At 50.5% G+C, this 24,866-nt stretch carries 26 protein-coding genes; 14 read left to right on the top strand and 12 right to left on the bottom strand.

The window, feature by feature from the left end:
• Positions 1-28: 28 nt before the first annotated feature.
• The 10 genes from dksA (at position 29) to EZV61_RS01945 (ending at position 8,060) form a co-directional block, all read left to right on the top strand.
• On the top strand, positions 29-478 hold the full coding sequence (dksA, locus tag EZV61_RS01990) for an RNA polymerase-binding protein DksA (protein ID WP_114337037.1): 450 nt from the start codon (positions 29-31) through the stop codon (positions 476-478).
• A 31-nt stretch (positions 479-509) separates the two neighbouring features.
• Positions 510-1,421: a tRNA glutamyl-Q(34) synthetase GluQRS gene (gluQRS, locus tag EZV61_RS01985; protein WP_131414150.1), complete on the top strand. Its 912-nt coding sequence runs from the start codon at positions 510-512 to the stop codon at positions 1,419-1,421.
• 160 nt (positions 1,422-1,581) lie between these two features.
• Positions 1,582-2,877, top strand: coding sequence for a polynucleotide adenylyltransferase PcnB (gene pcnB, locus EZV61_RS01980; RefSeq protein WP_233496409.1), 1,296 nt, complete (start codon positions 1,582-1,584; stop codon positions 2,875-2,877).
• The gene (gene folK, locus EZV61_RS01975) at positions 2,877-3,395 is read left to right on the top strand and encodes a 2-amino-4-hydroxy-6-hydroxymethyldihydropteridine diphosphokinase (RefSeq protein ID WP_131414149.1); all 519 of its coding nucleotides are present in this window, start codon (positions 2,877-2,879) and stop codon (positions 3,393-3,395) included. Before pcnB ends, folK begins: the two co-directional genes overlap by 1 nt.
• A gap of 90 nt (positions 3,396-3,485) precedes the next feature.
• Positions 3,486-4,283 (top strand): 3-methyl-2-oxobutanoate hydroxymethyltransferase, encoded by a 798-nt coding sequence (gene panB / locus EZV61_RS01970; protein ID WP_130566312.1) that lies wholly within the window; start codon positions 3,486-3,488, stop codon positions 4,281-4,283.
• The gene (gene panC / locus EZV61_RS01965; protein ID WP_131414693.1) at positions 4,283-5,146 is read left to right on the top strand and encodes a pantoate--beta-alanine ligase; all 864 of its coding nucleotides are present in this window, start codon (positions 4,283-4,285) and stop codon (positions 5,144-5,146) included. The genes panB and panC overlap by 1 nt, the downstream gene beginning before the upstream one ends.
• An 81-nt stretch (positions 5,147-5,227) precedes the next feature.
• The gene (gene panD, locus EZV61_RS01960) at positions 5,228-5,608 is read left to right on the top strand and encodes an aspartate 1-decarboxylase (RefSeq protein ID WP_114337032.1); all 381 of its coding nucleotides are present in this window, start codon (positions 5,228-5,230) and stop codon (positions 5,606-5,608) included.
• Positions 5,609-5,857: 249 nt separating this feature from the next.
• Positions 5,858-6,631, top strand: a complete 774-nt coding sequence (locus EZV61_RS01955; RefSeq protein ID WP_131414148.1) for a hypothetical protein — start codon at positions 5,858-5,860, stop codon at positions 6,629-6,631.
• Positions 6,632-6,738: 107 nt separating this feature from the next.
• Positions 6,739-7,512 carry a hypothetical protein gene (locus EZV61_RS01950; RefSeq protein WP_131414147.1) on the top strand — a complete coding sequence of 258 codons (774 nt, stop codon included), beginning with the start codon at positions 6,739-6,741 and terminating at the stop codon, positions 7,510-7,512.
• Entirely contained in the window at positions 7,512-8,060 is a 549-nt protein-coding gene (locus tag EZV61_RS01945) for a BRCT domain-containing protein (protein WP_131414146.1), read from the top strand. Before EZV61_RS01950 ends, EZV61_RS01945 begins: the two co-directional genes overlap by 1 nt.
• Positions 8,061-8,159: 99 nt before the next feature.
• On the opposite strand, the gene trmB is transcribed toward EZV61_RS01945, so the two are convergent.
• The 3 genes from trmB to EZV61_RS01930 are packed head-to-tail and all read right to left on the bottom strand — an operon-like array spanning position 8,160 to position 10,540.
• Positions 8,160-8,843 (bottom strand): tRNA (guanine(46)-N(7))-methyltransferase TrmB, encoded by a 684-nt coding sequence (trmB, locus tag EZV61_RS01940; RefSeq protein ID WP_131414145.1) that lies wholly within the window; start codon positions 8,841-8,843, stop codon positions 8,160-8,162.
• Positions 8,844-9,617: an ABC transporter permease gene (locus EZV61_RS01935; protein ID WP_114337377.1), complete on the bottom strand. Its 774-nt coding sequence runs from the start codon at positions 9,615-9,617 to the stop codon at positions 8,844-8,846.
• On the bottom strand, positions 9,617-10,540 hold the full coding sequence (locus tag EZV61_RS01930; RefSeq protein ID WP_114337030.1) for an ABC transporter ATP-binding protein: 924 nt from the start codon (positions 10,538-10,540) through the stop codon (positions 9,617-9,619). Before EZV61_RS01930 ends, EZV61_RS01935 begins: the two co-directional genes overlap by 1 nt.
• 116 nt (positions 10,541-10,656) lie before the next feature.
• On the opposite strand from EZV61_RS01930, the gene can reads away from it, so the two are divergent.
• Positions 10,657-11,307, top strand: coding sequence for a carbonate dehydratase (can, locus tag EZV61_RS01925; RefSeq protein WP_114337376.1), 651 nt, complete (start codon positions 10,657-10,659; stop codon positions 11,305-11,307).
• A gap of 26 nt (positions 11,308-11,333) precedes the next feature.
• Here the strand turns inward: can and EZV61_RS01920 are convergent, their stop codons facing one another.
• From EZV61_RS01920 to EZV61_RS01905, 4 genes are all read right to left on the bottom strand, one after another.
• Positions 11,334-11,990, bottom strand: a complete 657-nt coding sequence (locus EZV61_RS01920; protein ID WP_131414144.1) for a flavin prenyltransferase UbiX — start codon at positions 11,988-11,990, stop codon at positions 11,334-11,336.
• Entirely contained in the window at positions 11,987-13,351 is a 1,365-nt protein-coding gene (gene mpl / locus EZV61_RS01915) for a UDP-N-acetylmuramate:L-alanyl-gamma-D-glutamyl-meso-diaminopimelate ligase (RefSeq protein WP_131414143.1), read from the bottom strand. The genes EZV61_RS01920 and mpl overlap by 4 nt, the downstream gene beginning before the upstream one ends.
• Positions 13,352-13,442: 91 nt before the next feature.
• Positions 13,443-13,763 carry a hypothetical protein gene (locus tag EZV61_RS01910; protein WP_131414142.1) on the bottom strand — a complete coding sequence of 107 codons (321 nt, stop codon included), beginning with the start codon at positions 13,761-13,763 and terminating at the stop codon, positions 13,443-13,445.
• Between the two features lie 178 nt (positions 13,764-13,941).
• Positions 13,942-14,352, bottom strand: a complete 411-nt coding sequence (locus EZV61_RS01905; protein ID WP_131414141.1) for a hypothetical protein — start codon at positions 14,350-14,352, stop codon at positions 13,942-13,944.
• Between the two features lie 164 nt (positions 14,353-14,516).
• Between EZV61_RS01905 and EZV61_RS01900 the strand changes: the two genes are divergently transcribed.
• Genes EZV61_RS01900 through EZV61_RS01890 form a run of 3 tightly spaced genes read left to right on the top strand, consistent with a single transcriptional unit; the run spans position 14,517 to position 18,715 of the window.
• Positions 14,517-15,692 carry a sugar ABC transporter substrate-binding protein gene (locus EZV61_RS01900; protein WP_114337025.1) on the top strand — a complete coding sequence of 392 codons (1,176 nt, stop codon included), beginning with the start codon at positions 14,517-14,519 and terminating at the stop codon, positions 15,690-15,692.
• 7 nt (positions 15,693-15,699) lie between these two features.
• Entirely contained in the window at positions 15,700-17,913 is a 2,214-nt protein-coding gene (locus EZV61_RS01895) for a GGDEF domain-containing protein (protein ID WP_131414140.1), read from the top strand.
• Complete coding sequence (locus tag EZV61_RS01890) at positions 17,903-18,715, top strand: TIGR03899 family protein (RefSeq protein ID WP_131414139.1); 813 nt, start codon at positions 17,903-17,905, stop codon at positions 18,713-18,715. Before EZV61_RS01895 ends, EZV61_RS01890 begins: the two co-directional genes overlap by 11 nt.
• A gap of 9 nt (positions 18,716-18,724) precedes the next feature.
• Here EZV61_RS01890 and cobA read toward each other — a convergent pair whose 3' ends face one another.
• The 5 genes from cobA to EZV61_RS01865 form a co-directional block, all read right to left on the bottom strand.
• Positions 18,725-19,537, bottom strand: coding sequence for a uroporphyrinogen-III C-methyltransferase (gene cobA, locus EZV61_RS01885; protein ID WP_131414138.1), 813 nt, complete (start codon positions 19,535-19,537; stop codon positions 18,725-18,727).
• A 65-nt stretch (positions 19,538-19,602) separates the two neighbouring features.
• Entirely contained in the window at positions 19,603-20,352 is a 750-nt protein-coding gene (locus EZV61_RS01880; protein WP_130566305.1) for a phosphoadenylyl-sulfate reductase, read from the bottom strand.
• Positions 20,339-22,051, bottom strand: coding sequence for an assimilatory sulfite reductase (NADPH) hemoprotein subunit (gene cysI / locus EZV61_RS01875; protein ID WP_130566304.1), 1,713 nt, complete (start codon positions 22,049-22,051; stop codon positions 20,339-20,341). The genes EZV61_RS01880 and cysI overlap by 14 nt, the downstream gene beginning before the upstream one ends.
• A complete protein-coding gene (locus tag EZV61_RS01870) occupies positions 22,051-23,865 on the bottom strand; it encodes an assimilatory sulfite reductase (NADPH) flavoprotein subunit (protein WP_130566303.1) in 1,815 nt (604 codons plus the stop codon). Before EZV61_RS01870 ends, cysI begins: the two co-directional genes overlap by 1 nt.
• 217 nt (positions 23,866-24,082) lie before the next feature.
• Positions 24,083-24,862, bottom strand: coding sequence for a TIGR04219 family outer membrane beta-barrel protein (locus tag EZV61_RS01865; RefSeq protein ID WP_114337018.1), 780 nt, complete (start codon positions 24,860-24,862; stop codon positions 24,083-24,085).
• Positions 24,863-24,866: the final 4 nt, after the last annotated feature.

Here is a 24,866-nt window from a genome sequence, read left to right as displayed (position 1 = left end):
ACTGTTGTTTTAACGAAGGAGAATGGGCATGCCTCAAGGCAAAGCAGCTAGCAGTCTGGGCATTCTTTCGCTCGCAGGGGTTGAGCCTTATCAAACCAAGCCTGGTGAAGAATACATGGGCTTGCCTCAGCTTGAGCACTTCAGAAAGATCCTCGAAGCCTGGCGCAATCAACTTCGCGAAGAAGTGGATCGCACTGTAACCCACATGAAGGATGAAGCAGCAAACTTCCCTGACCCAGTGGACAGAGCAGCTCAGGAAGAAGAGTTCAGTCTGGAACTGAGAACCCGTGATCGCGAGCGTAAGCTGATCAAAAAGATTGAGAAAACTCTGCAAGCCATCGAAGAAGATGACTTCGGTTTCTGTGATCAATGCGGTGTTGAAATCGGTATTCGTCGCTTGGAAGCTCGTCCGACGGCTGATTTGTGCATCGATTGCAAAACGCTCGCTGAGATCAAAGAAAAGCAGTTAGCTGGATAATGATGCTGGTGGCTCTGCCACCGCTCTGCTGATGTCAGATAACGCTGAATCACAGCCGCTAATTAAAACGGCCGCGCCCTATCGCGGCCGTTTCGCTCCCTCACCTTCTGGCCCCCTCCATTTTGGCTCTTTAGTTGCCGCTGTCGGCAGCTACATGCAAGCGCGTGCTAACCGTGGGCAATGGCTCGTCCGTATCGAAAATATCGATCCGCCACGGGAGATGCCCGGCGCCACTGATATTATCCTGCGTCAACTGGAACTGTTTGGCCTGCACTGGGACGAGTCACTGCTCTATCAGAGTGACCGGAGCCAAGCGTACGACGAAACTCTGCAACGACTGGCCGACGCAGGCCTCAGCTATCACTGCAACTGCACCCGCAAAAGCATCATGGCACGCGGTGGTTACTACTCCGGCCACTGCCGTAAACGCGACCTTGGCCCAGACAACACCGCCTTACGTTTTGTAAATCACCATCCGGTGGCGGAATTTGACGACCAGTTACAGGGCAAAATCATCCTGCCCAGCGACTTCGCCAACGAAGATTTCATTATTCGCCGCCGCGACGGCCTTTATGCCTATCAACTCGCCGTGGTGGTGGATGATATTGACACCGGCATTACCGAAGTCGTGCGTGGGGCTGACTTGATCACGCCAACCGGGCGCCAAATAGCATTTTTTAATGCGTTGGGAAGCACTGCACCTGACTATTTGCATCTACCGCTCGCCACTCACGCCGACGGGCATAAACTCTCTAAGCAAACCCATGCCCCAGCCCTAAGAGAAGATCAACGAGTATTAGAGCTAATAGATGCGTTGAAGTTTTTGGGGCAAAAAGTGCCCAACGAGTGTCAGGATGGCAGTGTCGATGAGGTTTTACAGTGGGGAGTAGCGCATTGGCAGCTCGATCGGGTCGCAAAATGTGAGAAAATTGCCATCGACTGATCCTTGCCAGTTTTACCCAGCTACACTCTGGTATATCATTAGCGCCCAAATTTTCAGCGTAATTTAGAGGTTAGCTATCCTTTCCCGCATCATAAAACTGTGCAAGCAAGCTGTTGGCAGTCAAGCCGGCGATAAATCTGGCGAAAAACTTTCGGCCACGGTGATCCCGCGCTCCGCACATTCTATCTCGCGAACGGATATCAGTGATAATGCACTGAAGGTACTCTATCGTCTGAATAAAAATGGCTACCAAGCCTATTTAGTCGGCGGTGGTGTCCGCGACCTCCTGCTGGGGCTCAAACCGAAAGATTTCGATATTGTCACCGATGCCAGCCCAGAGCAGGTAAAAAAACTGTTTCGTAACTGCCGTCTTGTCGGTCGTCGCTTTCGTCTGGCGCATATTCTGTTTGGTCGTGACATCATTGAAGTGGCGACCATGCGCGGTCACCACAGCAATGCCGAAGACGACACAGTTGGCACTGCCCACGCCGAAACAGGCATGATCCTGCGAGACAACGTCTATGGCACCATCGAAGAGGATGCCGAACGCCGCGACTTCAGTATCAACGCGCTGTATTACGATATCTCAGACTTTAGCGTGCATGACTTTGCTGATGGCATTAAAGCGATCAAGAAGCGTCAAATAGAACTGATTGGCGATCCAGAAACGCGTTACCGTGAAGACCCAGTGCGCATGCTGCGCGCCGTCCGCTTCGCCGTCAAACTCGATATGAGCATCACGCCACGCAGCGCAGCGCCAATCAAAGAGCTTGCCAACATGCTGGCGCAGATCCCCGCCGCTCGTCTGTTTGAAGAGATCCAAAAACTGTTCCTGTCAGGCAAAGCGTTAGCTACGTACAAAATGCTACGGGAATACAAGCTGATGCAGCAGCTGTTTCCTGCGCTTAAAAGCTGTTTCACCAAAGAGGGTGACAGTGACGCCGAGCTTTTCCTGGAAGCCGCACTGGCAAACACAGATCGCCGAATTGCCGAAGGCAAACGTGTCACCCCAGCTTTCCTGTTTGCCGCCCTTTACTGGGGACCGGTACAACGCCGTTGTGATGAGTTGATGCTAGAGAGCGATCTGCCCTACGTCGATGCCCTTGGCCTTGCCAGCAGCGACGTGTTGGACAGCTCACAGAAACGTATCGCCCTGCCAAAACGCTTTTCTGTACCAGCCCGCGAGATCTGGCAGCTGCAGTTAAGGCTACCGAAACGTATGGGTAGCCGAGCGGCGAAACTGGCTGGTCATCCACGCTTCCGTGCCGCCTACGACTTCTTGTTACTGCGTGGTCAGATCGCTGGCGGTGAAGTAGCACAGCTGGGTCAGTGGTGGACCGACTACCAAAGCAGCGATGAAGGTCAGCAACAGAAGCTAGTAAAAGAGTTGAAGTCCCGTGGTCCGCGTCGGCGCAATACCCGCCGTCGCCGCAAACCCGCTGAGCCAAAACAGTAATGACACACTGTTATATCGGGATCGGCAGTAATCTGTCTGATCCCGTCGCTCAAGCCAAAACCGCTATCGATGCGCTTGCACAGATCCCACACACTGAGCTGATTACCGTTTCCGGCCTATATCGCAGTCGCCCGCTAGGGCCGCAAGATCAACCGGACTACGTCAATGCGGTCGCTGCACTGCAGACACAACTCGCACCTCTCGCCCTACTTGATGCATTACAGCATATTGAGCAAACGCAGGGGCGCACTCGCAAAGCGGAACGCTGGGGCCCAAGAAGCCTGGATCTGGATATCCTGCTGTTTGGAGATCAGTTGATCCAATGCGAGCGTTTGACGGTACCCCACTATCATATGCGTCAACGGGAGTTTGTCATTACGCCACTGGCGGAGATCGCTGCAGAGCTAGAGATGCCCGATGACCGTACGCCGATCAAAGCACTACAAAAACAGTTGCCCGATAATGGGCTGCAAAGATTTGCGTACTATACTCCGCAGCATTGTCAGCTGGGCAAATAGTCCGCTGGCTTTAATCATCCATAAACCACTGATATAGTTTGCCGCCCTGATAACGGGCTGATTTGAAGTTAATTAATTCGGTTGAACGGCATGAGCAAAACAACAGTTTCGACATTGCAACAATACAAGCAAGATGGCAAAAAATTTGCCACCCTGACCGCCTACGATGCATCATTCGCCAAGCTCTTCTCTGAAGCTGGCGTAGGTGTCCTGCTCGTCGGTGATTCATTAGGCATGGTGTTGCAAGGCCACGCTGACACCGTCCCAGTCAGCGTTGACGATATGGCTTACCACGTTGCCAGTGTCAGCCGCGGCGCTGTCGATGCCTTGGTGATCGCCGACATGCCATTCATGAGTTACACCACGCCAATCCAGACCTATGAAACCGCCACCAAGCTGATGCAAGCAGGTGCCAACATGGTCAAGTTAGAAGGCGGTGAATGGCTATATGAGAGCATCAAAGGACTGACTGAGCGCGGCGTACCCGTGTGTGGTCACCTTGGCCTGACACCTCAGTCAGTGCATCTGTTTGGCGGTTTTAAAGTACAAGGTCGGCAGCAGAGTCAGGCGGACAAGCTGCTTAGCGATGCCAAAGCCCTAGAAGCCGCTGGCGCACAGTTATTGGTATTGGAGTGCATTCCTACCGAATTGGCCGCCACCATCACGCAAGCACTCTCCATTCCTGTGATTGGTATCGGCGCGGGTCCGGTCACCGATGGTCAGATCCTGGTAATGCATGATCTGATTGGCCTAACGCCGGGTAAACCGCCCAAGTTCAGTAAAAACTTCCTTACCGACGGCCGCGATGTACGTGGCGCGGTAGCAGCCTATATCGACGCTGTCACTGACGGCAGCTTCCCCGGTCCGGAACATAGCTTCTCGTCATGATGCAAACAGTCAAAGATATCACCGCGCTCCGCGCGCAGATCAAAGCTTGGCGCCAGGCTGGATCCACTATCGGTTTTGTCCCCACCATGGGTAATCTGCATCAGGGGCATTTGACCTTAGTCGAGGAGGCGAAACAACGTGCCGATAAAGTGGTGGTTAGCGTTTTCGTTAATCCGATGCAATTTGATCGCCCCGACGATCTGGATCGCTACCCCAGAACACTGGAAGCCGACCAACAAAAATTGATCGCCACCGGCGTAGACCTGCTGTTTACACCCACCCCGGAGATCATGTATCCCAAAGGCCTAGATCAGCAAACCTATGTCGACGTACCCGGCCTATCCAGCTTATTGGAAGGCGCCAGTCGCCCCGGTCATTTCCGCGGCGTATCCACGGTGGTGACTAAACTGTTCAATTTGGTGCAACCCGATGTCGCTTGCTTCGGTCAAAAAGATTATCAGCAGCTAGCTTTGCTTAAGCAGATGGTGATCGATCTGGCGTTAGACATTGAAGTCATTGGCGTACCAACGGTTCGCGATAGCGATGGCCTCGCCATGAGCTCACGCAATGGCTACCTGACCTCCGACCAGCGCGATCTGGCACCCTTGTTGTATCAACATCTGCAATATTTGAGTGAATCGATTTCAGCGGGTAAAATACCCTTAGAGCAATTACTCGAACAAACCCGTGAACAGCTAGATACTCATGGCTTTCACACCGACAGTATTGATGTGGTGGATGCGGAGAATTTACAGCCGTTAACACCGGACAGTCAGCGTGCTGTTGTACTGATCGCGGCCTTTTTAGGTGCAGCCCGCCTGATAGATAATCAGGTGGTAGAATTGCAGACAGCCGCAGATTGATCTATATTTGCGCGCCTCGTCGAATTTCTCGGTTTTTTGACGCCGATTATGCACACGGGGATAGCAATAAGGGGAAACTGAATGCAAACCACAATGTTAAAAGGTAAGTTACACCAGGCACGTGTAACCCACGCAGAACTTGAATATGAAGGTTCGTGCGCGATCGACCAGGATATGCTGGATGCCTCTGGTATCCTTGAATTCGAACAGATCCAGATCTACAACATTGATAATGGTAAGCGCTTCACTACCTATGCGATAGCCGGTGAGCGAGGCTCTAAAATCATTTCAGTGAATGGCGCTGCCGCCCATCAGGCTGAAGTTGGCAACCGTGTGATCATCTGTGCTTATGTTGCCATGAGCAACGCCGAAGCGATGACCCACAAGCCAAGCTTGGTCTATCTGGATCAAGGCAATAATATCGTTCGTACCAGTAAGGATTTACCAGTACAGGTCGCCTAACCTAGGCTCCTCCTACTGCTGGCTCAGAGCAAACGAAGGCGAGATGCTGCAAAAGCACTCGCCTTTTTCGATCCACTCTCTCCGTTTCTCCCTGCATATACAACTAGAAGCCAATCACACCTGCCGCGTTAATTTATTGATAGGATCCCCCACTGCCGATAGCCAACAAAGCTTATTATCCAACAAGCTAAACGCAGCCTCCCTACTTAGAAAAGAGGACATGGTCGCTCACAAGGAGTGTAAAAGATAATGATTAAACCGATTGAATTTGACAGAAGCTATTGGCGTACCGATGACCCGCAATGGTTAGCGGAGCGTGAGCGTAAGTGGTCACTGTACTTAGCGTACATGGCATCTAGAAATGGTTGGAGTAAAGAGTGGGATGAACAACCGCAAAAAGACGCATGGAAGGATTACTATTTAAATGGCAACGTGCATAAAGATCACAACGCTTGGCAGGATCTGTGTATCTTACACCCAGACCCAACAGCTGAGTCGTTATGCCCTTTGATGCAACAGTTACAAAAGGATTACCCTGGTTATTTTAACTTCTTGGGTACGGTATATAGTCGCTATCCATTGGTTGATGTGGGCTTTGTCTCCGCCGACCACTTACGCCAGCTCTATCTGATTTTACAAGGCAAGAATTATCGCGAAAGCGCAAATATTTTAGGCTTTGATCCAGAAAATAACGTGGAAAAGGCGGCATCTGACATTGCCACGTCTATCTTTGACTGGAGAAGGGAGCCTGGCTCAGAATGTTGGCCTATCGAGTTAATCGTCAATCACTTTAAATCGATCTTTGTTGAAATTAGAGCCAGACATATGAAAAAACTAGAAAACGACTTTAGTATGTTCTGCGATATTTTGAGTTTTTATAAAGAAGATCACCCCCATGCTCCGGAAGAAAAGTTAGACCTTGTTCGCGAAGTGATCGCCTTCCTATTTTCATCCGACGTTGATCCATGTGTCACCGACATTGCCAGCCGCTATATGCACCCTAACGGAGAGAGAAAAGTATAATGTCTAGCCTATTGTTCAGCGCTGAGATCCACGACGGCAGCACGTTAGACGCAGCCTCCCTACATTAGAAAAGAGGACCTGGTCGTTCACAAGGAGTGTAAAAGATAATGATTAAACCGATTGAATTTGACAGAAGCTATTGGCATACCGATGACCCGCAATGGTTAGCGGATCGTGAGCGTAAGTGGTCTCTGTACTTAGCGTACATGGCATCTAGAAATGGTTGGAGTAAAGAGTGGGATGAACAACCGCAAAAAGACGCATGGAAGGATTACTATTTAAATGGCCACGTGCATAAAGATCACAAAGCTTGGCAGTATCTTTGTCTTTTACATCCCGAGCCGACAGCTACATCGTTAAGTCCTCTGATTCAACAGCTACAAAGGGATTTCAAGGGATACTGTAACTTCTTGGGTACGGTATATAGTCGCTATCCATTGGTTGAAGCGGGCTTTTTCTCCGCCGACCACTTACGTCAGCTCTATCTGATTTTACAAGGCAATAACTATCGTGAAAGCGCGGAAATTTTAGGCTTTGATCCAGAAAATAATGTTGAGAAGGCGGCGGAGGATATTACTACGTCTATTTTTGACTGGAAAAGAGCACCAGGTTCTGAATGTTGGCCTATTGAGTTAATCGTCAAACACTTTAAATCGATCTTTGTTGAAATTAGAGCTGAACATATGAGAAAACTAGAATTCGACTTTAGTATGTTCTGCGATATTTTGAGTTTTTATAAAGAAGATCACCCCCATGCGCCGGAAGAAAAGTTAGATCTTGTTCGCGAAGTTGTCGCCTTCCTATTTTCATCCAACGTTGATCCATGTGTCATCGACATTGCCAGCCGCTATATGCACCCTAACGGAGAGAGAAAAGTATAATGTCTAGCCTATTGTTCAGCGCTGAGATCCAAAACCCTGAACTGGCTGCGGTTGCCCATTGTCTATCGGCCATCGCTTTACGCCAATCGGATGCGGCCTGCTTTACAGATGGTTTTGAATTTCCTTTGTCTGTCTCTATTGCGTGGGATATAGACCGACCATCAGATCTGCAGCTGGAAACACCTACCTCTGTCGCCTTTGAATTTTTTGACCAGCTTTATCTGGCGCTCGTTAGTGCAGGTGCAGAGTTCAGAACAGTCAAACTTTTCGATTCAGCGACCGGCAGTTATCACGTTTGGGAGTTGTCTATCGACCCCGATGAGATTGAGTTTGAAGGTCAGCATATCTTGTTGCTGGGGGAGTTAGATGATCCGGAAGAGATTGAGGAGCTGATAGAAGATGCCGTTTTTCAGCAACAGTTGGCGGCGGATACTAGCTTAGTCATTGTGGGGGAGTCTGCGGATCCCTCGATACTTGGAGAGATTAAGAAACGGAAGCTTACGATAATCACTGAAGAGGAATTCTGGGATTGTATGCAGGCGTGCTAACGCAGCTGACCCATTTGTTGCAAAATCGCGCCGACCTTAAAGCCTAACAAGGCAAAGCGCTAAATTACGCTTTGCCTTAGATTTACACCTAGCGCCTATCTAAGGCAGTTCACACACCAGTTGCCATAACGTCTGACCACTGTCTCGATATTTACGCTCAAACGGCGTCAGCGCCTCTGTGGCGTCAGTTAATGGCACCACCGGATGTTGCCCTTGGCCTGCGAGGGCTAATGCCCGTGCAAACTCTTGCAGATAGATAGGCCAGTTACTGCGTAACTCCAGTTGACCACCGATCTTAATCAGATCAGGAAATACACCAGCACCATGCCAGCGCCGTTGCAGATGCTTCGATTTCGGCCAAGGGTTGGGATACAGCAAGTAGTGATGGGTGATGGGCCAGTCGGCGGCAGCAATTAGGCGCCACAGATCATTAAGATCAGCCCTTGCCAACAGGTAGTTATCGGCGCTGATGGCCAGATCAGATTGCCGTTCAATACGGTCAGCTGATTTGTCCATGCCGATCACTAGTGCCTGCGGATGGCGCAAAGCCAAGCGGCGGGTACTTTCACCCACGCCACAACAGGAGTCCAGCACCACAGGGCCACCGTGCTGCTTCACCTGCTCGGAAAGTTGCGCAAACAGTGCCAATGAACGCTCGGCTTGTGGCTTTAAGAACGGTTCCGCAAGGTGTTTCAACACCACTTCATCGAGGCGTTCATGCAAACCGGTCTGATTACTCTGTACTGCACGGGAGTTACCTGAAGTTTCGCTGCCATCGCTCATCTAACTACGTAACCCTGTGCCTTTGCGAAGTAGGTGCATCACCCAAGCAAACAGTAACAAAATCATTGCTGACAAAACGGCCAGCGCGACGCTCACAGAGATATCTGACACACCGAGAAAACCATAACGAAACGCATTAACCATGTAGAGGATTGGGTTGATCTGGGATACGCCTTGCCAAAACTCCGGCAGCAGCTTGATCGAGTAAAATACACCACCCAAATAGGTGAGCGGCGTCAGTATAAACGTTGGGATAATGCTGATATCGTCGAAGCTGCGGGCAAAGATCGCATTTGCTAGACCACCTAGCGCAAATAAGACCGAGGTCAGCACACCGGTGATAAAAAGAATGCCGATGTTGTGCAACGGCAATGAGGTAAAAAACATCGACACCAGCGTGACAATAAAGCCAACTAACAAACCTCGCGCCACACCGCCACCAACAAAACCAGCAACAATCACCCAATTGGGTACAGGGGCAACCATCAACTCTTCCACGTTACGCTGAAATTTAGCGCTATAGAATGACGATGCCACGTTTGCGTAGGAGTTGGTGATCACTGACATCATGATCAGACCTGGCACGATATAGGACATGTAATCAAAACCGCCCATCTCGCCAATACGGCTGCCGATCAGGTTACCGAAAATGACAAAATAAAGACTCATGGTGATCACCGGAGGCACGAGGGTTTGCACCCAGATCCGCATAAAGCGAATAACCTCTTTGCGCCAGATACTCTGTAGCGCGATCACATGACGACGATGGATCATCATTTGGCCTCCCTCCCCGCCTCAACTAAACGCACAAACAGTTCTTCCAAGCGGTTGGCCTTATTCCGCATCGACAACACTTCTACACCCTGGGCGGCCAGTTGTGCAAAAACGTCATTCAATCCCTGCTCTTTCTCCACATCAACCTCAAGGCATGTCGCGTCTAAGCGGCGACAGACAAAGTTATTTAACGTTATTTCAGGACTGTTAGGAGCCAGATCTAACAAGAAGGTTTCCACATTTAGCTTAGAGAGCAGCGATTTCATCGAGGTATTTTCGACAATACGGCCATGATCAATAATCGCGATATTGCGACACAGCATCTCTGCCTCTTCCAGATAGTGCGTTGTCAGGATGATGGTGATCCCCTGCTGTTCATTAATCTGCTTGAGGAATTCCCACATCGAACGGCGTAGTTCGATGTCCACCCCCGCGGTGGGTTCATCGAGGATCAATAGCTTAGGCTCATGCATCAAGGCGCGGGCGATCATCAATCTACGCTTCATGCCGCCAGAAAGTTCGCGGGCGCGCTCGTTGCGCTTCTCCCATAACCCCAACTGCGTCAGGTATTTCTCTGCCCGCGGCTTGGCCTCTGCACGGGTGACACCGTAATAGCCCGCTTGATGCATGACGATCTGCAATACCGTTTCAAACTGATTGAAGTTGAACTCCTGCGGTACTAAGCCGATCTCGAGTTTGGCGAGCTCTGGTGCATGTTCAATGCTATGGCCAAATACCTCAACATCGCCCTCGGTTTTATTGACGAGCGCACAGATGATGCCGATAGTTGTGCTCTTACCTGCCCCATTGGGGCCTAGTAATGCGAAAAAATCACCTTGCTGAACATTGAGGTTTATCCCCTTCAATGCTTCAACACCACCTGCGTACGTTTTCGCTAACGCATTGATACGCAAAGCATTCATAATTGATAACTACCTTTGGGAATGGGTGCTGTGGCTGATCCGTCCAGCAACAAAGAGTTTGACCTTAGGATAAAACACGCTAGCCTGCTGATAACCCACCAGATATGGAGTGTATCTTGGCAAATATCAAGCAGCTATTCGAAAATAATCGACTCTGGGCAGAGCGTCGTGTCAAAGAAGATCCCGATTATTTTCAGGAGCTGGCAAAAGGTCAGAGCCCGAAATACCTCTGGGTTGGCTGCTCTGACAGCCGCGTTGCCGCAGAACGGTTAACCGGATTAAAACCAGGTGAGCTGTTTGTCCATCGCAACGTCGCTAACCAGGTCATTCATACCGATCTAAACTGCCTGAGCGTATTGCAGTATGCGATCGATGTACTGAAGGTGGAAGAAGTGATTATTTGCGGCCATTACGCTTGTGGTGGCGTCACTGCCGCAATGCAAAATGCCAAAGTGGGGTTGGTCAATAACTGGCTGCTGCACATACGCGATATCTACCTAAAGAACCGCAACCGTCTTGATATGATTGAGGATGACACCGAGCGAACCAACCGCCTTTCGGATCTCAACGTCATTGACCAGGTGTTTAACACATGCAACTCAACCGTTATTCAAGATGCATGGGCTCGAGGTCAGAAAGTGAGGGTACATGGTTGGATCTATGCTGTTGAAGATGGGCATTTAAAAAATGTCGGTCTCACCATCGATAGTCCAGACGACTGCGAAGCCAAATATCGGCTCGCCTTAGACTCGGTCTTTGCCGACTAACAACTCAAGATCTGCGGCGCGAGTGACTAACGAGCGCCGCCATATCCCCAGCGCTTTACCAAGTCATGCTCAACTCCAAGGTGATCCAATATCCTAGCCACCATAAAGTCGACCAGATCTTCGACCGAAGCAGGTTGATGATAAAAACCTGGCGACGCAGGCATGATAGTCACTCCCAAGTTCGCCAGTTTTAACATATGTTCTAGATGGATAGCAGATAAGGGAGCCTCCCTCGGTACCACGATCAATTGCCCACGCTCTTTAATCACCACGTCGGCAGCACGCTCTATCAGGTTATCGCTGCAACCGAGAGCAATTGCAGCCAAACTCCCTGTGCTGCAAGGGCACACCACCATTTTTTTCGGCGCAGCAGAGCCTGACGCTACCGGAGAAAACCAGTCGTCACGACCATACGCCTTAATCAACTCAGGCTTAGCCCCTACAGCGTCGGAAAATACTTTCCCCATGGCATCAGGGGCGGATGGCACTTTTAACTCATGCTCAGTCGCAAGTACAACGCGGGCCGCCGAAGAGACCAACAGATGCACCCGCCAGTTCGCCTGGCAAAGCACCTGCAACAAACGCAACGCATAGGGAGCGCCGGAAGCGCCGGTAATTGCCAGCGTCACCTCCGCCTCAAATTGCGCGACGCCGGTTAGCTCTTGTGAACAATTCTCTGTCACGCGATCACTCCCGCTTCCAGCCCTGCAATCAGTTTGTTGTGCATACCGCCAAAGCCACCATTACTCATCACCAAGAGCTGATCTCCCGCAGCGGCTTCTGCCAACACCGAAGCAGCCAGAGCATCAACATCCTGATGTACCTGCACCGGAGCGGTTAACTGCTCCGCCACCGCCTCCAATGACCATTCAATACCGGGCGGTTGAAACAGAAACACTTGGTCAGCCTGCTGCAACGCTTGCGCAAGTTCTTGCTTGTGGATCCCCAGTTTCATGGTGTTAGAGCGTGGCTCGAGGATCGCCAATATTCGTTGTTTGCCCACTTTTGCCCGTAAACCATTTAGCGTGGTAGTGATGGCCGTGGGGTGATGAGCAAAGTCGTCATACACAGCAACACCAGCAATCTCCGCTTTCAACTCCATACGGCGTTTCGGGCTGACAAACCGACTCAGCGCATCCACCGCAACATCCGGCGTCACTCCAACATGACGCGCTGCGGCGATCGCCATTAGGCCATTATCAACATTGTGTCGTCCGATTAATGGCCAGTTCACCTGTCCTACCAACTCACCCGCCAATAACACATCAAACTGACTGCCATCAGCACTGACATTGGCCACATCCCAATCGCGGCCACTACCGATTACCTGCTGTTCACTCCAGCAGCCCATATTGATCACGTCAGCGAGAGCGGTTTCTTTTTCCGCCCACAAGATTTGACCAGAGCCCGGAACAGTGCGAACCAAGTGGTGAAACTGACGCTTAATCGCTTTCAAATCATCGAAAATATCAGCATGGTCGAATTCAAGATTGTTCATCACCAAGGTACGGGGATGGTAATGAACGAATTTGGAGCGCTTATCAAAGAATGCGCTATCGTACTCATCCGCTTCTACTACAAAGAAGGGGCTATCTCCGAGTCGCGCAGAGACATCAAAATTCCCGGGCACACCACCGATCAAAAAGCCGGGGGCAATGCCTGCGTCTTCCAATATCCAAGCCAGCATACTGGCTGTGGTGGTTTTGCCGTGGGTGCCAGCTACCGCCAACACCCAGCGATCGCGAAGTAAGTAATCGCCCAACCACTGCGGGCCAGACATGTAGGGCAGTCCGTGCTCCAGCGTATATTCTACGGCGGGGTTACCCCTAGACATGGCATTGCCGATCACCACCAGATCTGGCGCAGGCTCCAGTTGGCTAGGATCATAGCCTTGCACCAACTCAATGCCGAGGGCTTCTAGCTGCGTACTCATTGGCGGATAGACATTGGCGTCAGAGCCGGTGACCTTATGTCCCAATGACTTTGCCAAAGCAGCAACGCCGCCCATAAAGGTGCCACAGATACCGAGAATATGAATATGCATGAAGAGAAACCCAAAACAACAAAGAACGATCAGTTTACTGGGTTTCACTAACCCGCACGACAGCCAATATCATATTTTGATAAGTGGAGGGTCACTGGCCAATGCCACCGCCCATGGAACAATAGGCCTCTGGATGGTCAGGTTGCAGACATGACTGATAAAAACCAGTTACCCCATCATGTTCTACCCAGGTGATAGCGCCTAGACCAATAGCATAACCATCTACACATTCGCCACTCCACTCGGCATCTACCGCTTTCATCACATAGAAGCGATTGATCTTGCAGCCTTTACTATCAGTTATCCAAGCATCGGGATTGTCATAAGCGTAGTAATCACCAACTTGCGTGGTTGATTCACAAGCTTGCAGAAAAAGTATGCTGAGGCCAATTGCGATTATACGTTTCATCATTAATTCCTCATTCATCTCACGAAATATATCTCGTGCCGAAATCTATCTCGTGATGGTTTCAAACCTTTTATACGCGGTTCTTCCCCCGATGGTTCATATCAAAATATCATTCAGCTGAAGTGACCGAACTCCTGTGCAAACAAGCATGCAGTAACAGATCTCTAAGTGACAACAAGCCCTATGGGGGCGGAGAGGGCGCCATCGGCCGCTTAACATCAGGCATCTCTTTCGACGCCGGCATATCTCGCAGTTGTTGCTCGGTCATTTCGAGAAAATAGCTACGATCCCGGCCGCGATATGGCCAGTAAAAACGACCGCCACAATCATAGTTACCACCTAGATCCTTGCGAATAATACAACCTGCCGGCAGTTGCGAGATCCAATACCAATCCTGCTGATGGCGCAGCCATTGCTCAAACTCTTTCTCCTGTTTCAGCTGCTCCCGCAACTCCCATATGCTGGTTTCTCGGGGCTCCGAGCTCTTTCTCACCACCACTTTATCTTCTAACGAGACAGCTTCGGCTATGAATACCGGCAGTAGAAAAAACGCCACAGCCAAGCTCAGTAAGCTTTTCATCGGTTTAATCATGGTTAGCACCTCCCTTGTTTAGCCAAGCAAAATTTATCGCTTTGTATACATTATGATTGGCTAATTATGAATCAGACCACAGTCTCATTTTCTGGTTCACTGTAAGCTTGAAACTATCTGATTGAACTAGACTTAACGCAATCCCCCGACTTTGGAGTGACCCCATGCGACTGTTCACACGCCTACTGGTTCTCTTGAGCTTTATGTCAGGCTCCTTGCACGCGGCAGAACTAGAATTATGGCATGCACATCAGGCTCGTGCATTTATCGAGCAAGTTGTTGAAAACTTCACCAAGGAAACTGGCGTAACCGTCAATATCACACCATTTGCGCCAGCCAAGGTGAAAGGGGAATTACTGCTTGGTGCGGCCAGTGGCCTTACCCCCGACGTTGTGTTGGTGCCCTCCGACTTTCTCGGCCTACATAACGAGCTAAAGCTGACGGCGCTAAACAGTGAGTGGAACGATCCCGCTCTCGACGAATCAGCCCGCCAGACCACGGTGATCGCAGGCAGACAATACGGCGTGCCGATTATTCAGGGTAATCACCTGATGATGTTCTACAACAAGAAATATATTCCACAACCCGCGGCAAGCTGGAAGCAACTGGCAGCACAGCAGAAAGAGTTAAAGCAGCGTGCAGTCAAAGCGATCGGCTGGAATTATGGCGAAATGTATTGGTTCGTTCCCTTTCTCGGTGCTTTCGATGGCTGGCCAATGGACAGTGACAAGGTCACACTGAATACACCCGCCATGATTAAGGCGCTCAATTTTTACCGTAGCCTGAGCGACCAAGGCTTAGTGCCGAAAGGCTGCAATTACGATTGCGCACAGGGGCAGTTCCTTTCGGGCGAGTACGCCTACTCTATTAACGGTGACTGGGCCTACAGTGATTTTAAAAAGGAGCTTGGAGACAGTTTAGGCGTTGCTCTGTTACCGACAATTGATGGCAAGCCCTTGAAGCCGATGTCCTCTAGTTTTGTGTTAGCGTTTCCTCGCATGCAGGAGAAAAGTGAGACAGCTGAGAAGTTAAAAACTCTCGCTCGCTTCTTTCAACAAGCTGAAAACCAACGCTATATCTACGAGCAGTATCGCTTACTACCAGTCAACGACACGGTGTTTTCACAAATTAGAGACAATGCTAAAGGTGATGAGAAAGTGATCCTTGAACAGCTCGCGCTAACCAAAGCGATGCCCAGTGAACCCGCAATGGCGATTACTTGGGAGGCCTTAGCCAAAGGCTACAAACGCTTTATGGATCACGGCTATTCGGCAGAGAAAGCCGCCGCTTATATGCAATCCTTAGCTGATCGCGAACTTAAAAAGTATCAAGGTAAGTAGGTAAACCGTGGCGTTTAAAGTTCGTAGTTTACTGGCGTTGGTGATTGTATTGGTGGCCATAGTGCCATCAATCACTATCTCCTTGTTGCTACTCGATGAGCAGTACAAAGCGAACGATGCCTCGATGCAGCGTAGCCTTAATCGTGCTCTAGACAACACCATCCAGGATCTGGATTTCAAATTTTCCATCTTTTCCACTAACTTCAAGTTATTTTCCCGCGAGCGCTACCTGATCCAAGCATTAGATAGCTTTCTCTTCAGCAGTCACGCATTCACGTCGATGAAAGATTTTGTCGAACAAACCACCTTGGTCAGCTCTATCTACTTGCTTGATACTGACCTGCAGATAGTTGAAGAGTATCAGGGATCAATTATCGGTCTGGAAGAGAGTGAACTGCTGACGCGGATGCAAGCCGCCATCGACGAAGATGATGTCAAAGATGGACGGCAACTGCTGTTCCAATTCAAAGATCAGAGAATGACCAGCGGTGCAGAAGGTGAGCAAAAGCTAAGCGATTACGGCGTTGCCGTGCTGATGCCACTCTACCTGCATGTGCTGCAGGAGGGTGTCAGCAGGGAGGCAGAAGGTTATATTCTGGCTGTTCTGCCATTTGATGCTATTTACAAAGTCATCAGTGCCCACTTGCAGGAGGGGGAAGCGGTCGAAATAGTGCAGGGACAGGTTCCCATTGCCGCTCATCCCAAAGCGAAAAAGCTCCGGCAGGAGCTGGATCACCAAATGGCGATTAAAAGCCTGAAAATAGGTGCCAACGTAACGGAGAACACTCTGGAATACGCCATATTCCTGCACGTACGTAAGTCCGCCCGTATGGCAGAGATGGCGCAAGCACAACAAACACTGAGCAGTAGCATCATCATCGCCATTATTCTCGCCATGGTGATCGCTTTCCTTCTCGCCCGTTTAATCGGACAACCTTTCAAAATCCTTTCATCGGTGCTGGAACAATACAAAGCAGGTAACTACATTGCCCCTACACTAAGGTTCAAATTTTTGGAATTTGAACAGGTAAGACAGCTGATTGCAGGGATGGGGGATACGATTACCCGCCAACTGACAAGCCTGAAGGATAAGAACAGAGAACTGCAGCATCTCAGTGAATTGAAAGATGATTATCTAAGCAAACTGACAGCACTCAATGAGCAATTGGAACAACGGGTAGACGAAAAGACTGCCGAGCTGCGTAACTCGCTGAGTCGTGAAGAACTTAGCCGGCAGTTTATGCAAAGCCTGCTTAAGCTGTCGATTGAGCTGCAACAGTGTGAAAACAATGTCGCGGTGATTGAATTGAGCTTGCAGTTGATGTCAGACCTGTTCCCCAACGTAAAACTGGCGCTCTACTTTGCCCCCAGTCGCTATCAACCAGCCCATTTCAGCAGCGAGGGAATGACACTGACGGTGCAGACGCAGCTTCGCGATGAGCTGGAGACATATAGTGATAGTAGACTCGCCCAGTTGCCAAAAACCATCAACTTACATGACGCTCATTGTTACCTGTTCCATCTCGGTTCGGTGAGCAATCAGTTTTTAGGGGCTCTGGTAGTGCAAAGCGACACGCTGGAGAACGAGCAACAAAACAACTTCCGTCTGTTTGTTAAACAGATCAGTGCCATTGTCGAAACGCGCCTATTGACCGAAGAGCTGGGCGTCATCGCCAGAACAGATGAGCTGACAGGGCTACCCAACAGGAAAGCCTTTGAAGAGGCATTTGATAACTACGCCAGTATTTTTGAGCGGTACTCAGACCGCCACTTCGGCCTGTTTGTGGTTGATGCCAACGGGCTCAAACTTGCCAATGATAAGTATGGTCACCAGGCAGGTGATTCCTTACTCAAAGCCTTAGCCGCCTTGCTGTCTAAGATTTGCCGTAAAAGCGACAGTGTCTATCGACTTGGTGGCGATGAGTTCGCACTGTTGGTACAGAAAGGCACCCTAGAAGGGTGCCAGTTGCTTACGGATCGCTTGGTGCAAGAGCAAGGACGACACTCTGTCACACTCACACTGGATGGCGATAAGATCGAGTACCTCATCTCATTCAGTACAGGTTTCGCCTCAACAGAAGAGTACCCACCCAATCGTCTGTTTAAACTGGCCGATGAGCGGATGTATGACCAGAAACAGACCCATTACAAAATGCAACGGTTAGGTAAAACCTCCAACGCCGCATCAGACAGCGAAATCGATCCGAAGAATGAGCGATAAGTCAGGTCATCAGCGCACCACCGAGCCGCCCAGTGTTCGCGCACTGACACAAAAGTCGTTAGCCAAATTGGGCGTCATGACTGGCGACACACTTGAACAGCGAACTCTTGGCGAGCGCACCCGCTACCGAGAGCAACTGCTACAACAACAAAAGCAAAAAAATATTGAACAGGTCGTGGCGATTGCGCTGCAACACAGTTCCGACTCGGACGCTGGCACAGTACTGGATCCAGATTGGCTGCAACATTTTGTCGAACTCGCCGAAGCGACACTCAACCCGCAAATGCAGCAGTTATGGGGAAAAATTTTGGCTGAAGAGGGGCGTAGCCCCGGCAGTTTTTCGCTGAAAGCCTTAGACACATTGCGCAGTATGACGATAAAAGAAGCCCACTACTTTCAACGCTTGTGTGCACTGCGTGCCAGCTGGGGAAGCGGCGGTCGAAGGATATTGCTGGGATGGATCGACCACCAACATTGGTGGCAAGTGATCAAAGGGGAAGTGGCGAAAACAGTCTCTTTAGGTGCCCATGGTATCAGCTACTCAGCGCAGCTGGCGTTAGCCGATATCGGCCTGCTTTATCCAACCGAGCTGGAATCTGGAGAGCTAAGCGCTGAGCCATTGGCACTCAATATCAACGGCCAGCGTTTTATTGTCACGCCCAAGCGCAGTGGACTGAAGCTGGTCTATCTTCGCTTTTCTCCGGTTGGCGACGAACTAAGCCAGCTGCTGCCAGAGAACGGACGCCAAAGCTATCTTGATGCGCTGCATAAATTACTTTCTGAAGCGTTCGAAATTAAGTAATTCAGAAAGTTACTTCTCAGAAAACCAAGCCAACTTATCAGCCAATGCCACTACTTCGCCAATAATAATCAGTGCCGGCGAGCCCACTTCTGCATCTGCGACAATCTCAGCCAACTGGTATAGCTGACCTTTCACCACCCGCTGACGTGGGGTTGTTCCTCGCTCAACAATCACGAATGGGGTCGTCTCATCACGGCCATGAGCGATCAACGCCTGTTGGATATCCTGCGAGCGCAGTACCCCCATATAGATAACCAAAGTGTGAGACGACTTGGCCAGGATCTGCCAATCCAACTCCGCACCGCCCTGCTGCCGATGACCCGTAATAAACATCGCAGTCTGCGCATAGTCTCTGTGGGTTAACGGGATACCGGCATAGGCTGCACAACCGGAAGCGGCTGTGATCCCAGGCACCACTTCAAACGGCACCCCTTTTTCGACCAACAGCTCCAGCTCCTCGCCACCCCGACCATAGATAAACGGATCGCCACCTTTCAGTCGTACCACCTTGTCGCCATTTACAGCCCGCTCAGCCATTAGCAGGTTAATCTCGCCCTGCGGCACGCTGTGATTTCCCGCGCGCTTGCCCACACACACCTTCTCAACATGGGCGGGCACCAGTGACATGATCTCTTCTGAGACCAGATAGTCATACATCACAACATCTGCTTGTTGCAGGCGAATGAGTGCTTTGATGGTTAACAATCCTGGATCGCCGGGCCCGGCACCAATCAGCGATACAGGCACAGGCGGCCAAGCCTGCGCCATGTTTTCAGCAAGGTTGGGCGCTAATTGACGCAGTGGGGCCATACGTTCAGTCATTACTTCATACTCCAGAAATAGCAAAGGGCCTATCGGCCCTTTTATTCGTTCAGCATAAGAACAAATTAAATACCGTCACCCATCACATTGGTATCGTGCAGACCACACTCTCGTTTCAGACCAAAGAAGCGAGTTTCCTCTTCCGTCATGCCCGCTTCGAGTGGCCGGCTGGTGTGGTGATCTCCCACTGAGACATAGCCCTGATCCCACAATGGGTGATAATCCAGGCCATTCTCTTGTAAGTAATAGTGAACGTCTTTATTGCTCCAGTCGATGATCGGCAACACCTTAAAGCGTGTATCGATCAAATCAACCACTGGCAGTTCTGCACGAGTAGATGACTGACTGCGCCGTAAACCAGAGAACCAGGTGCCAACACCTAAATCACGCATAGCACGCTGCATCGGCTCAACTTTGTTCATCTTGTTGTAACGGTCAATACCCTCAACGCCTTGTTCCCATAATCGACCATGACGCGCCTCCTGCCAGGCCGCACTTTCAGGACTGCGGTACACTTGCAGATTGAGGTCTAGCTGCTCTGTGAGGCCATCAATAAACTGATAAGTCTCTTTGAACAGATAACCGGTATCCACCAAGATCACGGGAATATCAGGCCGCTGACGTGTCACCATGTGCAGCATCACCGCGGCTTGAATACCAAAGCTGGAGGAGAGCACAATCTCCCCAGGCAGGTTTTCCAGCGCCCAGGCAACTCGCTGTTCCGCAGTTTTCTGCTCCAGACTCTGATTCACCTCGGTCAATGCAATGCGCCGCTGCGCGGTCGGCAGCGTTAACAAGCTATCAGGAGTTATCATGGAAATCCCTCGCTGAGTCGATAACCGGACGCACCACACCAGCACGGATAACGAAGTCACCAAAACGCTCGCTACCATCGCGCTCTTTTGACCAGCGGCCAATTAAACTATCCAGTTCGGCTTTAATTTCGGTATCGCTGATGTTTTCGCGGTACATCCGCGGAATACGGGTACCGTTATGGTTACCACCCAGGTAGAAGTTGTACTTATTTGGACCTTTACCCACTAAGCCAACTTCCGCCAACATGGCGCGACCACAACCATTCGGGCAACCGGTGACGCGAGTAATAATCGATTCTTCGGCAATACCGTGCTTAGCCAGCATCCCCTCAATATCGGTCACAAACTCCGGCAACATGCGCTCGGCTTCCGCCATCGCCAATGGGCAAGTCGGTAAAGCCACACAAGCCATTGAGCTCTGACGTTGCTCGGAGACGGAACTGTCCATCAGGCCGTGGCTAACTGCGAGCTGCTCGATCTCAGCTTTTTGCGCTTCAGGTACACCGGCGACCACTAGATTTTGGTTCGCCGTCATACGGAAATCGCCCTGATGGATCGCAGCGATCTTTGCCATGCCTGTTTTCAACGGCTTGTTAGGGAAGTCGAGGATTCGGCCGTTTTCAATAAACAGCGTCAAATGCCACTTGCCATCGATTCCTTTGACCCAGCCAAAGCGATCGCCACGCTCAGTGAACTCATACGGGCGGCTTGGCTCAAATTTCACACCAGCACGTTTTTCGACTTCCGCTTTAAATACGTCAACACCAACGCGCTCAAGGGTGTACTTAGTTTTCGCATTCTTACGGTTAACCCGGTTACCCAAATCACGTTGCGTCGTGACCACGGCTTCAGCAAACGCCAGCGTGTGCTCCACCGGAATAAAGCCGAAATCATCCGCTTTGCGTGGATAAGTCGCCGTATCACCGTGGGTCATGGCTAAGCCACCACCAACCAACACGTTAAAACCGACCAACTTGCCATTATCAGCGATAGCAACAAAGTTCAGATCATTGGCATGCACATCGATGTCGTTGTGCGGCGGGATCACCACGGTTGTTTTAAACTTACGCGGCAGATAGGTTGACCCTAGGATCGGTTCTTCGGTCGATAAATGCTTTTCACCGTTCAACCAGATCTCTGCGTACGCCTTGGTTCGCGGTAACAGATGTTCTGAGATCTTAGTCGCCCATGCATACGCTTCTGCGTGTAGCTCAGACTCAACCGGATTTGAGGTACACAGTACGTTACGGTTAACGTCACCCGCCGTCGCTATCGAATCGATGCCCATGGCATCCAGCGTTTGATGCATCAGCTTCAGGTTGCGTTTGAGTACACCGTGAAACTGAAACGTCTGCCGCGTGGTCAGGCGAATACTGCCGAACATAGTATTTTCTTCGGCGAACTTATCGATCCCCAGCCACTGCTGCGGCGTGATCACACCGCCGGGCATACGGGCGCGCAGCATCATGGTCTGCAGCGGTTCCAGCTTCTGCTTGGCACGCTCAGCACGGATATCGCGATCATCCTGCTGATACATTCCGTGAAAACGGATCAACTGGAAATTGTCAGAGGTAAACCCACCGGTCAAACCATCGTTAAGATCTTCAGCAATGGTGCCGCGCAGGAAGTTACTCTCACCTTTGATTCGCTCGTTGTCTGCCAATTTGCCAGACACTTTCAATTCATTCAGATCGCTCATTAGTAAACATCCCGTTGATAACGCTTCGCGCGACGTAGCTCGGTAACATAGGCTTCAGCATCTTCCTGGCTCTTTCCACCATGCTCTGCCACTACACTGATTAATGCTTCATGCACATCTTTAGCCATACGACTGGCATCGCCACACACATAGAAATGTGCGCCGCTTTCCAACCACTGATACAGCTCTGCACCCTGTTCACGGATCTTATCCTGCACATAGATCTTGTGCGCTTGATCCCGAGACCAGGCCAGATCCACTTTCGACAACACACCACTCTTTACGTAGCGCTGGATCTCGGTTTGATAGAGGAAATCTTGAGTAAAGGTCGGATTACCGAACAGTAACCAGTTATCGCCTTCGGCATCAGTTGCTTCCCGTTCCTGAAGAAACGCACGGAACGGCGCGATGCCGGTTCCTGGGCCAACCATAATCACTGGCGTATCACCGTTTTCAGGTAGACGGAAGTGGTCATTGTTTTCAATAAACACTTTTACGTCGCCACCCTCTTCCAGGCGTTCTGCTAAGAACCCAGAGGCGCCACCCAAATGCTCAGAACCAAATGCGTCGTAGCGCACCACGCCAACCGTCAGATGCACTTCCTCTTCCACCTCTGACTGGCTGGATGCAATAGAATACAAACGCGGTGTAATGCGACGGAGACTGCTTTGCAACTGTTCAGCTGTCAGCTTAGCCGGATGCTCACGCACGACATCAATCACCTGTCGGTCACCGATAAATTCGCGCAACGCAGTAGCATCATCAGCCAACCCTTTCAGTGTCGCGTTGTCAGCCGATTCGGCGTAGCTTTTCACAAAACTAGGCACCAACTGCGTAAGTTCATACTTACTGATCAACGCATCTTTCAAACTGAAAGTTTCGTCGTCCAACTTCACTTCGGTCGTACCATCAAGGCCAAGCAAAGTAAGTAGCTCATCGACTAACGCAACGTCATTCTCAAACCAGATCCCCAGCGAATCACCAGGACGATAGGCCAAGCCGGAGCCTTCCAGATCGATCTCGACGTGACGGATATCTTTAATAGAATCACGACCTGTGATCTTCTGGTTCGCCAACAAGTTGGCCGTAAATGGATGCTTTTTGTCATATTGACTTGCGGTGGCAGACACTGCGGTATTCGCCGACACGCCCGCCTGAACCGGTGCATGCACTGCACTCAACTCTTTCGCCAGCACGTCAACCAGCTCATTCCGCCAAGTCTCAGCTGCAGCCTCAAAATCAACATCGCAGTCTACGCGGTCAAGTAAGCGAGAGCCGCCTTGCTTGGCGATGCGCTCGTCGAAATCTTTACCTGTCTGGCAATAGAACTCATAGCTGGAGTCGCCCAGCGCCAAAACAGAAAACTTCAAGCCATCCAGTTTCGGAGCACGTTTAGAGCCTAACAACGCGTGCAGCTCTTCCGCTTCATCCGGTGGATCGCCTTCGCCATGGGTACTCACCACGATGGCCAGGTGGGTCTCTTTCTTCAGCTGTTTCACTGGGAAGTCAGCCATGGAGACCAATTTTGTAGGTAACCCCTTGGCTTCGGCTTGCGCCTGCAGCTGACTCGCCACAGCTTTGCCGTTACCACTTTGGGTGCCATAAAGAATGGTGAGAGCGCCGCCGGCAGCAGGCGCATCAGCAGTGACCGCAGTGCCTGCGGTTGCTTGCACGCCGCCCGCATTAGCTAAGCCAGCCAAGTAGCCACTGACCCAGGTCAGTTGTGCCGGATTGAAGTCGCCTACCGCTTGTTGCAGGCGTTGCTGTTGCTCAGTACTGAGCAGTGCAGAAAGCAAATTATCCTTAGAAGCCATCGCTGGTATTTTTCCCAAAATAACAATTGGGCATAGCTTAAGCAGTCACAACGATAACTCGAAATAATAAAAACAGATTTTTTATAACCAAATGTAATAACAAATCGATTTTTAACACATTGGGGTTCTAAGCAGCTCAGGCGGCTTATCTGTAGGAAGGAAGGGCAACAAACAAAAACGGCACCAACAAAGGTGCCGTTCGCAATATCAACTCACTTTAGAAGTGCGCTTGCACACCAATAAAGCCGCCATCAAAATCGACATCAGCATAAATGTCGCTAAGGTCGTCGACGTTAAAGTGCAGTTTGCGGTAACCCAGTTGGATTTCAGCATCTATCGCCGGATTATCGAGAAACTTCCAGCTCACTCCGCCTTGCACGTCATACAGGTAGTTAGAGTCGTAGCCGATCCAGTTGGCTTCACCAAACAGCCCCAGCCCAGTAAAGGGGAATCCGACACCGCCAGCGCCATACAACATCGGGATCACGCCGTTGTATTTTTCACTGGTTGAAGTGGATACCGTCCCGCCAGCACCATCATCAATCTCGCCAGTCACTGCAACCTTGTAATCACCGTATTTGAGGTTTAACCCCAGATCCAGCCATACAGTATCGTTATCGAGGATCTCGTAGTACATGATGATATCGAGATGATCCAGATCCAGATCGGTGGTCGCTAAACCATTGTAGGTTTCACCGCCAAACTCAAAATCAGTCACATCGGCTTCACCATCAGTGTCTAGCTGATTGTACCGAAGTTTCAGATTTGGCAACAAAGGTACCGGGTGCTCCAGCGCCAGCCAAACTGCGCCCTTGTCGTCATCGGAGAGATTGAAATCTTCCATCGTTGTATCTGAACCAACGGAACCATCCGCACTCATATGCCAATACTGCGCACCGACATAGAGCCCGGCAATGGTGTCTGCCATCGCTGCCGGCGCAGCAATCAGTGCGCCGCCAGTCAAAAGTGTTGCGAAAATTTTATTATATCTGTGCATTGGT

The sequence above is a fragment of the Corallincola luteus genome, assembly GCF_004336975.1.
In the GTDB taxonomy this organism is placed as follows: domain Bacteria; phylum Pseudomonadota; class Gammaproteobacteria; order Enterobacterales; family Neiellaceae; genus Corallincola; species Corallincola holothuriorum.
This window is presented reverse-complemented; position numbering and strand designations above follow the sequence as displayed.